Origin of the sequence: Rouxiella sp. Mn2063 (genome assembly GCF_049319665.1) — a bacterium.
Lineage (GTDB): Bacteria > Pseudomonadota > Gammaproteobacteria > Enterobacterales > Enterobacteriaceae > JBMOUD01.
In genome coordinates this window covers 183642-196723 of the sequence record NZ_JBMOUD010000001.1, presented here as the reverse complement: position 1 = coordinate 196723, position 13082 = coordinate 183642, and the positions used below count along the sequence as shown (strand labels likewise).

11 protein-coding genes are annotated in these 13082 nt (G+C 50.8%); 7 read left to right on the top strand and 4 right to left on the bottom strand.

The features are described 5' to 3' along the window. Nucleotide 1 precedes the first annotated feature (1 nt). The 6 genes from ACL9RG_RS00775 (at nucleotide 2) to ACL9RG_RS00750 (ending at nucleotide 6848) form a co-directional block, all read left to right on the top strand. Nucleotides 2–946, top strand: coding sequence for an ABC transporter permease (locus tag ACL9RG_RS00775; protein ID WP_422790662.1), 945 nt, complete (start codon nucleotides 2–4; stop codon nucleotides 944–946). Then, a complete protein-coding gene (locus ACL9RG_RS00770) occupies nucleotides 943–1833 on the top strand; it encodes an ABC transporter permease (protein ID WP_422790661.1) in 891 nt (296 codons plus the stop codon). The genes ACL9RG_RS00775 and ACL9RG_RS00770 overlap by 4 nt, the downstream gene beginning before the upstream one ends. Continuing rightward, nucleotides 1830–3491: a dipeptide ABC transporter ATP-binding protein gene (locus tag ACL9RG_RS00765; RefSeq protein ID WP_422790660.1), complete on the top strand. Its 1662-nt coding sequence runs from the start codon at nucleotides 1830–1832 to the stop codon at nucleotides 3489–3491. The genes ACL9RG_RS00770 and ACL9RG_RS00765 overlap by 4 nt, the downstream gene beginning before the upstream one ends. A gap of 22 nt (nucleotides 3492–3513) precedes the next feature. Further along, nucleotides 3514–4593 carry a putative FMN-dependent luciferase-like monooxygenase gene (locus tag ACL9RG_RS00760; RefSeq protein WP_422790659.1) on the top strand — a complete coding sequence of 360 codons (1080 nt, stop codon included), beginning with the start codon at nucleotides 3514–3516 and terminating at the stop codon, nucleotides 4591–4593. Then, nucleotides 4590–5756 carry an alkylhydroperoxidase domain protein gene (locus ACL9RG_RS00755; protein WP_422790658.1) on the top strand — a complete coding sequence of 389 codons (1167 nt, stop codon included), beginning with the start codon at nucleotides 4590–4592 and terminating at the stop codon, nucleotides 5754–5756. The genes ACL9RG_RS00760 and ACL9RG_RS00755 overlap by 4 nt, the downstream gene beginning before the upstream one ends. A gap of 183 nt (nucleotides 5757–5939) precedes the next feature. Beyond that, nucleotides 5940–6848: an Rpn family recombination-promoting nuclease/putative transposase gene (locus ACL9RG_RS00750; protein WP_422790657.1), complete on the top strand. Its 909-nt coding sequence runs from the start codon at nucleotides 5940–5942 to the stop codon at nucleotides 6846–6848. Between the two features lie 78 nt (nucleotides 6849–6926). On the opposite strand, the gene ACL9RG_RS00745 is transcribed toward ACL9RG_RS00750, so the two are convergent. The 4 genes from ACL9RG_RS00745 to yieE form a co-directional block, all read right to left on the bottom strand. Continuing rightward, nucleotides 6927–7793, bottom strand: a complete 867-nt coding sequence (locus ACL9RG_RS00745; protein WP_422790656.1) for an ABC transporter ATP-binding protein — start codon at nucleotides 7791–7793, stop codon at nucleotides 6927–6929. Next, nucleotides 7790–8890: a FecCD family ABC transporter permease gene (locus ACL9RG_RS00740; RefSeq protein WP_422790655.1), complete on the bottom strand. Its 1101-nt coding sequence runs from the start codon at nucleotides 8888–8890 to the stop codon at nucleotides 7790–7792. The genes ACL9RG_RS00745 and ACL9RG_RS00740 overlap by 4 nt, the downstream gene beginning before the upstream one ends. Before the next feature lie 303 nt (nucleotides 8891–9193). Beyond that, complete coding sequence (locus ACL9RG_RS00735) at nucleotides 9194–10669, bottom strand: amino acid permease (protein ID WP_422790654.1); 1476 nt, start codon at nucleotides 10667–10669, stop codon at nucleotides 9194–9196. 216 nt (nucleotides 10670–10885) lie between these two features. Continuing rightward, on the bottom strand, nucleotides 10886–11749 hold the full coding sequence (yieE, locus tag ACL9RG_RS00730; protein ID WP_422790653.1) for a DNA-binding transcriptional regulator YeiE: 864 nt from the start codon (nucleotides 11747–11749) through the stop codon (nucleotides 10886–10888). A gap of 192 nt (nucleotides 11750–11941) precedes the next feature. On the opposite strand from yieE, the gene ACL9RG_RS00725 reads away from it, so the two are divergent. After that, nucleotides 11942–13048, top strand: coding sequence for a YeiH family protein (locus ACL9RG_RS00725; protein WP_422790652.1), 1107 nt, complete (start codon nucleotides 11942–11944; stop codon nucleotides 13046–13048). Nucleotides 13049–13082 lie beyond the last annotated feature (34 nt).

Sequence of the window (13082 nt, the reverse complement as noted above, 5' to 3'; positions counted from 1 at the left end):
CATGAGCCATTATTTAACGGGGCGCATTGGTCAGGCAATATTGGTGCTGTGGGCAGCATTTACGTTGTCGTTCGTGCTGCTACAGATTCTGCCAGGCGATGCGATTCTGATTAAATTTCAGAATCCGGATATGGGCCTGAGCCCGGCCCAAATCGCAGATATGCGCGCTGCATATGGCGCAGATCAGCCATTATGGCACCAGTATTTGCACTCACTGGGCAATATGCTGCGCGGCGATCTCGGCTATTCCATTCAAATGGGCGTGCCGGTGACTGAGTTGCTTAGCAGCAGCTTGCCGCCAACATTACGATTGGCGACGCTTGGTTTCCTGCTGGCAACGGTGATGGCGGTGGTCATCGCCTTTGTCTCCAGCCTATTGCCGTTAAGCTGGCTGAAATCGTTCTTTTTATCGCTACCTTCACTGTTTATCTCGATCCCAACCTTTTGGTTGGGCATCGCGCTGATTCAGTTTTTCTCATTCCATTTGCGCTGGATACCGGTGATTAATCCCGGCGAATGGGTCGGATTGATTCTACCTATCATCACGCTGGCGGTTCCAATTTCGGCACCTCTGGCACAGATATTGATTCGCAGCATTGATCAGGTGCAAACACAGCCGTTTGTTGCGGTGGCAAGGGCGAAAGGGGCCAGCCGCAGTGCCGTATTGTGGCGGCACGTGGCGCGCAACGCCACGTTGCCAGCATTAACCATCGCCGGGCTATTGTTTGGTGAATTGATCGCTGGCGCACTGGTGACTGAAACCGTGTTTGGCCTTAATGGATTGGGACAATTGACGCAACAGGCAGTAAATAACGAGGACCTCGCCGTCTTGCAGGCAATTGTCATGATCTCAGCGACCGCGTTTGTTGCTATTAACCTGTTGGTGGACTTGATTTATCCGCTGCTCGATCCACGCCTGAAACCTTCTGCGGGAGCCGTATTATGAGCAGTTTACCGCTAGGTAAAACCGATTCCGTGGGTCACGACTTATCCGCCTCCCCAGCCCCCGTGTTGACACAACACCGAGTCAGTCTGTTGCAAAAGTTACAGCCAGGCTTAGCGCTGGCGTGGTTGGTGATGGCAATTGTTATTTTGTGGGCCCTCGCACCTTCCTGGTTCACTAGCTTTAGTGGCACCGATGGTATTGCCGGCGCTCAGCGACTGGCGCCTTCTGCCGGTCACTGGCTGGGCACCGATCAATTAGGGCGTGATTTGTATGCACGGATTGTTTACGGCGCCTCACACTCGCTTTCTGGCGCGATTATCGCCGTTGTATTGGGGTTAATTGTTGGGACTGCCTTGGGTTTGTTTGCCGGTGCATTAGGTGGCGTCACCGATACGGTAATTATGCGTGTTGTCGATGTGCTGTTAGCCATTCCCGGCCTGCTGCTGTCGTTAAGCGTCATTATTCTGTTGGGATTCGGCACATTGCATGCCGCGATTGCCGTGGGGATCACCTCGATTGCTAACTTTGCCCGGCTGGCACGCTCAGAAGTCGTACTGGTACGTCATAGCGATTACGTTGAAGCCGCTTATGGCAGTGGGGGGACGTTCTGGGCGGTGTTATGGCGCCATGTATTGCCTAACTCCCTGACATCCGTTTTAGCGTTTTCTGCCCTGCAGTTTGGCAATGCGATTCTGGCTATCTCCACGCTGAGTTTCCTCGGTTACGGTACACCGCCGCCGACACCAGAATGGGGCCTGCTGATAGCAGACGGACGTAATTACATTTCTACCGCCTGGTGGCTGACTACCTTCCCCGGCATTGTGGTGATTTTGGTGGTATTAGCCGCCAACCGTATTAGCCGATCGTTCAGAGGGAAGCAAATATGAGCCTAAATCCTTTTGCACAACAAACGGGTAGCAACAGTGTACAACCCGTATTGCAGATGAACGGCGTGTCGATTGCTTACCGCAGCAGCCATCAAAGCCAACGCGTCGTACACGATGTCTCTTTTGACATTCGCCCTGGCGAGGTCGTGGCGTTAGTCGGTGAGTCCGGCTCAGGGAAAACCACCACGGCGCAATCGATCATCGGTCTATTAGCCGAGAACGGGCATCTTGAGCAGGGCAGTATTTTGCTTAACGGCGTAGATATCAGCCGCTGGTCACAGCGCCGTCTGGACAGTATTCGTGGTGCCAGAATTAGCCTGATCCCACAAGATCCCACCAGCTCACTCAACCCGGTGAAAACCATTGGTGAGCAAGTGGCCGAGATTCTCTCCATCCATAAACGACTGCCGCGTAAAGCACGCGAGGCTCGCGTGGTGGAATTATTGACTCGCGTTGGGCTCACTCACCCAGAAATGCGCGTTAAGCAGTATCCGCATGAGCTTTCTGGCGGCATGAAACAGCGAGTGTTGATTGCCATCGCAATTGCGCTGCAACCGTCGTTAATCATTGCCGATGAGCCAACCAGCGCATTGGATGTCACGGTACAAAAGCGCATTTTGGATTTAATTGACGAATTGCGCCAAGAGTTTGGCACCGCCGTGCTGCTAGTGACCCATGATTTGGCGCTAGCTGCCGAACGTGCAGACCGTTTACTGGTATTCCGCCACGGAAAAGTTCAGGAGCAAGGTGTAACTTCCGAGGTGTTGAGCGCACCGAAAAGCGAGTATACCCGCCAATTATTTGCTGATGCGCCCGCGCTTGCCAACAAACAGGCGCGCACTTCACGCGGCCAAAATACAGCAACAGATTTGACTATTGTGGTCAAAGACATCACCAAAGATTTCTCTTTAGGTGGAAAAGGCCAACCTGCATTTCGTGCATTGGATAATGTCTCGTTTGCGGTACAACGCGGCACTACACATGCCATCGTCGGTGAATCTGGTTCGGGCAAAACCACGCTGGCGCGCATTTTACTCGGTTTTCAACGACCCGAAAGTGGCCAAGTGTTTATTGATGGTGAAGACATTACCCGTTTGCAAGGCGAAGCGCTGCGTTTAATGCGTAAACAGATCCAACTGGTGTATCAAAATCCGTTTGCCTCGCTAGACCCATCACAGACGCTATTTAAGGTGATTGAAGAACCGCTGCTGAACTTTGAACGGCTCAGTACCAGCGAGCGCCAGCAACGTGTTTGGGATATTGCCGAACGCGTCGCGCTGCCGCGCGATATCTTGCAACGTAAACCACGGGAGTTATCCGGCGGCCAGCGTCAACGCGTGGCCTTAGCCAGAGCGCTGATCCTCGAGCCTAAAATTTTGGTACTCGACGAAGCCACTTCTGCGTTGGATGTCACGGTACAAGCGCAGATTTTAGCCCTGTTACAACAGTTGCAGCAGGATCTTGGCCTGACCTATCTGTTTATCTCTCACGATTTAGCGACGGTACGACAAATTTCACACAGTGTTTCCGTGCTAAATCGTGGACAACAGGTCGATAGCGGCGATGTTGAATCGGTGTTTGCCCAACCGACAAGCCACTATACCCGTGAACTGATCGCCGCCATTCCTGGCACATCGCATTTTCGCGGCGCTGCCTGAAGAACAAGAATAAGGATCACCTATGAGCCGTAAACGTTTAGGTTTTTTTAGCCGCTTACTTGATAACACCAGTCCACAAGAACGCTATCGCTTGGTTACCGAGCAAATCATTCAAGCCGAAAAACACGGTTTTGACAGCGCCTGGGTTGCCCAGCACCACTTTAACGGCAGCGAAGGCGGTCTTCCCGCACCGCTAGTGTTCCTCGCTCATGTCGCCGCGCATACCCAGCATATTCGCTTAGGTACCGGCGTGATTACGCTGGCAATGGAGTCTGCCGTTCGTGTAGCAGAAGATACCGCCGTGTTGAATTTGCTCTCTGGTGGCCGTTTAGAAATTGGCTTGGGATCCGGCGGCACACCCTCTTCCTTCCCACCTTTTGGGTTGGAAAGCAGCCAGCGTGGGCAGGTATTCGCCGCCAATTTGAAAACCTTGTTGGATGCCTGGCAAGGTCTGCCGATTGCCGGTACTGAAAATCGCCTCTATCCCGCCGCACCGGAGTTAGCTGGCCGTTTATGGCAAGCGACCTTCTCAGTTGAAGGCGGCGCCAGAGCCGGTGCTGCAGGCGATGGTTTAATGCTGTCACGTACCCAGCCCCGTCCGGCAGGCCAATCACATCTGACGTTGGACCAATTACAAAACCCGATTATTGATGCTTATCTAGAAGCGCTGCCAGCAGGTGTTGAACCACGAATCATGGGTTCACGTACCGCCTTTGTTACTGATGATCCACTAGAAGCACGTAAATTGGCTGAAAACGGCTTACGCCGTCAGGCCGAACACCACCGCGCCGTGGGTCACGATGTGCCGGGCAATACGCTTGATGACCATATTCGCGCCTTTGATGCTCACATTGGCAGTGCCGAGCAGGTGCTGGCCTCACTGCAAAAAGATACGGCCTTAGCGCGTGTTACCGACCTTGCTTTCCAAGTGCATTCTATCGATCCACCGCACGATTATATTTTGCGTTCTATTGAGCTTATCGCCAATAAAGTTGCCCCCGCTTTGGGCTGGGTGCGCAGTACGCCAAACGAAAATGCAAACCAACAAGCGGCTACATCGTCTGCTAGCCCGGTTCATCAACTTTCCAAGGAGGCACTATGACCGCTTCAGTACGCTCTGATTCAATACATTCTGATCGCTTAACACAGCCTGTTGGCGCAACAGCACATCACGATTTATTAGCCCAACTTGCGGACATCGACAGCGATTCGGCACTGGGCGAAGCCCGCCAAACGCGTGAAGCGGCTACCGTTCATGCCCAAGGCAGTTACGACGCGATTTTTGCCGTTACCGGTGATAGTCAGTTCGCTTTGAATCAACGCTTCCAGCTCGCACAACAGGTCGCTAGCTGGCACGGCGATAATCAACTCGCGACGCATTATGCCGATCGCCTGCGCCCACTGCCTCAAGCCGAAGATAATGTAAAACTCCAGGCTGCGCTGACTCACGCTGAACGTTTAAGCTTCAAACCTGCCAGCGCGACAGGCGCGCATTTGCAGGCTTTATTGGCCACAGGTTGGAGCCATGATGATGTAGTGACGTTGTCACAACTGGTCGCTTTCGTCAGTTTCCAGACCCGTTTATTGCGCGGTTTACGTTTACTCAACGGTCAGCCAACTGAAAATGACAGCGAGGCGAACGTTCCGGCGGGCGTCTGGCGTACCGAAGGTAAAACAGAGTCTGGACGCCCTGCACCGCAAGCCTTTACCCAGGAGGAACTAAAATGGGAACCTTGGATCCCGGCGAAAACCTTGGCCGAGTTTGATGAACCACAGCAGGCAACATTAGCGCGCTTTGGTCATACCGAATCCGACTACTTCCGTCTGCTCGGTCGCAACTTACCGGTGCTTGAGCAACGTACATTAACCGATAAAGGTATTTTTTATACCTCTGGCGGCTTGCCGCGCAAAGAACGCGAATTGGCGGCCACCGTTGCCAGCAAAGTGAACGGCTGCGTTTACTGTGCCTCGGTACATGCCCGCAAAGCGGCACAACTCTCTAAGCAGCCTGATGCGGTACAACGTTTACTGGATATCACGCCGGGCAGTGTGCTCAGTACAGGGCAAGAATCTCGTTGGCAGGCTGAAATCGATTTTTCTGCTGCCCTTTCCGCCACGCCACCAAGCGCCAGCGCGGTACATATTCAACGCCTGCGAGATATCGGTTTGAGCGAGCTTGAACTGTTGGATCTGGCGCAATCTACAGCATTCTTCGCCTGGGCCAATCGCCTGATGTTAACGCTGGGAGAACCTTTCGAGGGCTAAAAGATTGTGGCCGCCTGTAAAGGAGCCTCAGGGATGAGGCAAACTTGATGAAACCCCACATAAATCTGCTGACGATGCATTATTTACTTTATAAGACAGAGAATTTTTTAATCTTTAGAAGTACCTTCCGGTGATACATTCAAACCTGCATGCACCAGCGACTCGCTGTAGTAATGTCGGCCAATGAAAAAGCAAAACCGCACACCGACGCCCCATGATGCAACATTCCGGCAATTTCTTACCCAGCCCAATATTGCTCGCGACTTCATGGACATCCATCTTCCGGCTGAGCTACGCGCCATCTGTGACCTTGGTACATTGAAGTTGGAGTCTGGGTCCTTTGTGGAAGATGACCTCCGCCAGTATTTCAGCGACGTGCTCTATAGCCTGAAAACCACGGGCGGAAATGATGGATATGTACACGTACTCATTGAGCACCAATCCACATCAGATAAACATATGGCATTTAGGCTCTTGCGCTACGCCGTAGCGGCTATGCAACGCCATCTTGAGGCGGGTCATAAAAAATTGCCGCTGGTGATACCAATTCTATTTTATACCGGCAAACGTAGTCCCTATCCATACTCCACCCGCTGGCTAGATGAATTTAGCGATCCAGCGCTGGCGAGTAACTTGTACAACCGTGATTTTCCACTGGTCGATGTCACTGTTATACCTGACGACGAAATAGCAACCCATCGCAGTATGGCGGCGCTGACTCTGTTGCAAAAACACATTCATCAAAGGGATCTGGCTGTACTTCTGGACAGGCTTGCGTCTATCCTGTTGGCAGGATATCTTTCTTCATCACAGGTGGTATCGCTGGTACACTACATTGCGCAAACTGGCGAAGTATCAGACGCCGAAGCCTTTGTCCGAGAACTGGCACAGCGAGTGCCTACAAGTGGGGATGCACTAATGACCATCGCACAACAGCTGGAACAGAAAGGCCTAGAAAAAGGTATCCAACTCGGTATTGAGCAAGGTCGTAATGCAGGTAAACTCGAGGTTGCACGTATCATGTTGCAAAACGGCATAGATCTTGACAGCGTGATGAAAATGACCGGGTTAACTGAAGAGGATTTGGCGTAAATCCGCCACGGGGTATAATTCCACGTTTACCCTTTCTGTCGGCGGGTTAACTCGCAAGCAAACCCGCCACAATAAAAATCACATCACAGGCTGTTTCACCAAACCATCAATCATGATCTGCGGAATTCCCTGCGAACAGCGTTCAATACGCCCGCGAACGCCATAAACCGTTGCCAGACTCTCTGGCGTGATCACCTCTTCTGGTTCGCCATTGGCAATCATTTTACCGTCTTTAAGCATCAAGACATGATCGCTATGACGCAAGGCAATATTGATATCATGTACCACAACCACCGTGATGATATTGCGTTTTTGCGTTTCACGACGCACCAAGTCCATCACGTGGAACTGGTAATTCAAGTCTAATGCGCTGAGCGGTTCATCAAGCAGCAATAACGCAGGCTGACGGATCAGTGATTGCGCCAAACCGACTAACTGTTTCTGGCCACCGGAAAGTTGGTCCAGATAGCTTAATGCCAGGTGTTCAATTCCCAACTGCGCCAGCAATTCCATCACCTGTGCAGTGCTTTGTGCCTGATGGTTTGCACCGCCGCCAGAAGCGCGTTGCGCCACGATAATCGATTCCAGTACATGCAAATGCACGCCTGCTGGCAAAGACTGTGGCAGATAGACTACCTGCTCTGCCCGCTTAGCAAATGGCATTTTCATCAAATCCTGGCCGTCGAGAACCAGTTCACCTTGCGCTTTATTTAAGCCAGCTAACGAGCGTAACAGCGTTGATTTGCCGCTGCCGTTCGGGCCAAGCAGTACGGTAATTTTACCGCGCGGCAGCTTTGGCACATTGAGATTAGTGATGATGTTGCGTTTCGGATAACCAGCGGTGAAATGACCAATCCTCAAGCCCTGAGAGTTATCTAAAACGGTCTTGGCTGCACTATCTTCGCGTAAGACACTACGCTGTTCAGCGATTGCTTGATCGGTCATACGTTCCCCCGGTGACGCAGGATAATACTCAGGAAGAATGGCACGCCGACCAGTGAGGTGACGATACCCACCGGAATAATGACGCCCGGTACCAGATTTTTAGAGGCCACAGAAGCCATCGATAGCACCAGCGCACCAATCAACGCACTAGCAGGCAAATAGAAACGGTGGTCTTCACCAAACATCATGCGCGCAATGTGCGGCGCGACTAAGCCGATAAAACCAATCGGACCGACGAAGGCGACGGCTAGCGCAGACAGAATACTAATACGTAGCAAGGTACCAAGGCGCAGGCGGCGTACATCAATACCAAAGCTTACCGCACGGTCTTCACCTAAACGCAACGCCGTCAGTTTCCACGAGCTTTTCATTGAAATTGGCAACAATACGATGAACACACCGGCCATGATAGCCAGCTTCGACCAGTTGGCACGCGCCAGACTCCCCATCGTCCAAAACACCAGACCTTGTAAGGTGTCTTCTGTGGCAACAAACTGCATCAGTGACACCAATGCGTTGAAAGTAAAGACCAGTGCAATACCGAACAAGACTACGCCTGAACTCGCAACCTGCGTCCAGCGGGTAATGCCATCAAGCATCAATGCAGCGAGCAATGCGAAGATAAAAGCATTAGCAGAAATAAACCATTGGTCCGGCACGCCAGGAATACCAATGCCAAGCACAATCGCCAATGCCGCACCAAAAGCGGCGGCAGATGAGACACCCAGCGTAAATGGACTGGCTAATGGGTTATTCAAAATGGTTTGCATTTCCGCACCGGCCAGACCAAGCGACATCCCTACCGCCACCGCCATCAGCGCGTAAGGCATGCGAATATCCCAAACAATCACTCGCGTTCCAGCATCCACGCTCGCCGAATGCACGATCGTTTGCCATAGCGTTTCCAACGATAATCCTGCGGGGCCAATGGTGAAATCCACCAACAGTGAACCAAAGATAGCAATAACCAGCACTAACATGATGGTCAGGCGACGACGTAAAATGTGTTTATAGCGTCCCATTACGTTATCAGCTGCAGCAACGCTAGCAGCGTCCTGCTTGGACGAACTCAACGTGGGATCGGTGGTTACGGTCATGGAAGGATTCTTTCTCGTCTAACTAAGGGATAGTGACTGTCAATGCGCTAACAGTAATATAAACGATAAGTATTATCAATTGATCTGCGCGAAGGCGTGATGTTTTGCGGCACAAAAAGGGTAAGCGGGCGCGGCAACAAGTAACAAAAAATTAATGTGCATTGAGTTCGCCAATCAGCGATTCAAAAAAGAAATAGCGGCACAGAAGCCGCTATTTCTTTTATGGTTAAATCTACCTGCGCATATCGCCCTTAATCATGCACCTTTCGCACAAGTTACGGACAAGATTAATCGCCTACAGGTCTATTTTACCTGCGTCTCTGGAAATTCCATTTCACTGTACTTGATCCACTTGGTGCCTTTGGTCCATTTGTAACCGAGCCAGATAGCCAGGAACAGTGGAATACCAATATAAGTCGCAGCCACGCCGTACCAGTCAATTTTGTCTTGCAAGAACGCCTGGTAGTTTTGCCCCAGAGTGATAATCAGGCACAGTATAAAGGCAAAGATTGGCCCCACCGGGAAGAACCCAGAGAGATAAGGCAAGTCTTTCAGGTCACGCCCTTGATAGACATAACCGCGGCGGAAACGGTAGTGACTAATAGCAATACCCAACCATGCGATAAATCCGGTCATCCCCGAGGTATTAAGCAACCATAAGTAAACGGTTTGGTTACCAAACATAGAGCTGAGGAAACATAACGCCGCCACAACAGTGGTCGCATATAACGCGTTACGCGGCACGCCGCCTTTGGACAGTTTAGCGAAAATGCGTGGCGCTTTACCTTCACTCGCTAAGGTAAATAACATACGTGTTGAAGCGTACATGCCTGAGTTACCCGCCGACAGCACCGCCGTTAAGATCACCGCATTCATCACCGCAGCGGCAGAAAGCAGGCCAGCGTTACGGAATACCAAGGTGAAAGGGCTGACGCTGATATCTTTGACATCATTGCGCAGCAGGCTCGGATCGGTATAAGGGATAATCAGGCTGATCACCAAAATCGCCAGAATATAGAACAGCAGAATACGCCAGAAAACTTGACGCACTGCACGTGGAATATTCTTGGCTGGATCTTTTGATTCTCCCGCCGCAATACCAATCAACTCCGTTCCTTGGAAGGAGAAACCAACGATCATCGCCACGCCAATCATCGAGGAGAATCCACCGGCAAACGGTGCATCACCAATCGCCCAGTTATGCCATCCAGCGTGCTCTCCGCCTTTCATGATACCGATAATCATCAATACGCCGACGGCAATAAAGATAACCACGGTGACCACTTTAATCAGTGAGAACCAGTATTCTGCTTCACCAAATCCACGCACCGAAATGTAGTTAAGCAGGAAGATGAGACCAAGGAATAGCGCACTCCATATCCAGCCCGGCGTATCAGGAAACCAATAGTTCATCACCAGTTGGGATGCCACCAGATCTACTGCAATAGTGACTGCCCAGTTGTACCAATAGTTCCAGCCCAGCGCGAAGCCGAAACCTTCTTCAACATATTTGGCACCATAAGTGGAAAATGATCCGGATACCGGCATAAAGGCTGCCAGTTCACCGAGGCTGGTCATCAAGAAATAAACCATCAAACCGATCAATGCGTAAGAAAGCAGCGCCCCACCCGGCCCTGCTTGAGAAACCGTTGCACCTGATGCAACAAATAACCCGGTTCCAATTGAGCCGCCAATAGCGATCATCGTTAAATGACGTGCCTTAAGCTCACGACGCAGTGTGGGAGCCACCTGCTGATTTTTTGTATTTTGCTGAGCCATGTTTTCCCTATTTTTGCTCGTCATGTAGAAAATTACGCGCGGATTGTAACAAAACATCCATCAGTGAATAGCGGCAACATCGGGTTATAAGATCCCTTCATGATAGGCAATGGATTATAAGCAAAACTGGCAACAACAAATGCTGATCCACCGATCTGCCAATAGCAGACCGGTGGATCTAATCGTAATCAACGTATGTGGCGGCGATAAATGTATTTAGCAGCAATAAGTCAAAAAGCGAGATAACGCATTAGAAATGTGTTTTTGTCGGTGATGGATTAAATAGAGTTTACGGACCAGCGGTTCAATTGGCAGAGACAACGCCACCAGCGATCCTGTTTTCAACTGCTCGTCTACCACTCGGCGTGATAAGCAACTGATACCTATGCCGTGACGCACCGCATGTTTAATCGCTTCGGAGTTGCCCAACTCCATGACCAGATGGAAATCAGGCAATTGAGATAATAATAAGTGGTCGAGCACTTCCCGCGTGCCTGAACCGCGCTCGCGTAAGATCCACGGGGCTTCGCTTAATGCCTCTAGCGTCACCGGCCCTTTAGTTAGAGGATGATCGGGGGCCGCAAATACCACAAGTTCATCGTCCAGCCAGGCTTGGGTAACTAACTCCGGCATCCGGCAAGGTCCTTCGATCAAACCGAGATCAACACGGAAATTAGCGACCGCGTTAATCACATCGTCAGTATTACCCACGTTCAGTTCAATCGGGGTATCAGGGAAATCGAGCCGATAGCTAGCAATCATACCGGGCAGCATATAGTTACCGATGGTGCTGCTCGCACCTATGCGTAATGATCCGCCATCGCGGCTGAACAACCTCTCAATTTCTCCCGCCTGTTCTAGCAGCGCGAGCGCTTTTGGGTACAGCAAACGGCCATGTTCATTGATCACCAGGCGCTTACCAACGCGGTCAAAAAGTTGAACCCCTAGCTGTCCTTCGATATCAGCCAGCGCAGCACTCACTGCCGATTGTGATAAGGATAAAACCACCGATGCCTGAGTCGTTGAACCACTCTTTAACACCTCGGTAAAAACCTCAAGTTGGCGCAATGTAATATGCATAATGTCTGGTTACCCATAACAAGGAGGCACTGTTCATAGTATAGCCTCCTTCATTTAATACAGCGGATAAAGGGGTTAATCGTCATTATATACCAGTTTTATCGATTGGTTATAAGCTTATAATCAATTTCATTTTTATATCAGCAGTCAGTAAATTGGTCCCTGAGAAATTACTTAGCAGGACAGATAAAAATGAATACAACAAATCTGCATACCATTTTTGCCACCCAGAAAACACGCGATACCCATCAACCTAACTTGATTAGACGCTGGTTACCCGGCTTAATTCTCACCGGTTTTATCACTGCACTGTCTTTATGGCTCAGCCACTTCCCAGCGCTCGGCCACTTGGGGCTTAGTGCCCTGACGCTGGCCATTATTATCGGGATGATTGCAGGTAACACCTTCTATCCCCTCGCGCGTCCGATATGTCATGACGGGGTTAATTTAGCGAAACAAAAACTACTGCGTTTAGGCATTATCCTTTATGGTTTTAAGCTGACTTTCGGACAAATAGCCAACGTCGGTGCCAGCGGTATCCTCATCGATTTACTGACGCTATCGAGTACCTTTATGCTGGCCTATTGGCTGGGCAAAAAATTGCTGGGGCTTGACGAGGAAACGTCAATACTTATCGGTGCCGGTAGCAGTATTTGTGGCGCGGCGGCGGTCATGGCCACCGAGCCGGTACTCAAAGCCGAGGCCAGCAAAGTCACCGTTGCCGTCGCCACCGTTGTTATCTTCGGCACGGCGGCCATCTTTATTTATCCGTGGTTGTGGCACCTTAATCTGGTACATAACTGGGTTAGTTTTAATGCTACCGGTTTTGGTATTTATACTGGCTCAACCGTGCATGAAGTCGCACAAGTGGTCGCGGCTGGCCAAAGTATTACGCCTGAGGCGGAAAATGCGGCAGTCATAGCCAAGATGATCCGCGTGATGATGCTGGCACCTTTTTTAGTCTTGCTCTCTTTCTGGCGCAGCCGTCATCTGGCAAAAGTACAGGGAACCGCCAGCAGCAAGCTTAGTAACATTACCATTCCTTGGTTTGCGCTAATCTTTATCGCCGTTGCTGCATTTAACTCATTCAACTTATTGCCAGAAACCGTGATTCAGCATTTGCTGACGCTGGATACTGTCTTCCTATCAATGGCAATGGCGGCATTAGGATTGACCACTCACGTCAGCGCATTACGCCAAGCCGGATTAAAACCAATAGTTCTCGCCAGCCTATTGTTTATCTGGCTCATTGTCGGCGGCGCGGGGATTAATCAACTAGTTCAGCATCTGTTCGGATAATACTGATCACGGAAACTGACGCCACTAAACGTGT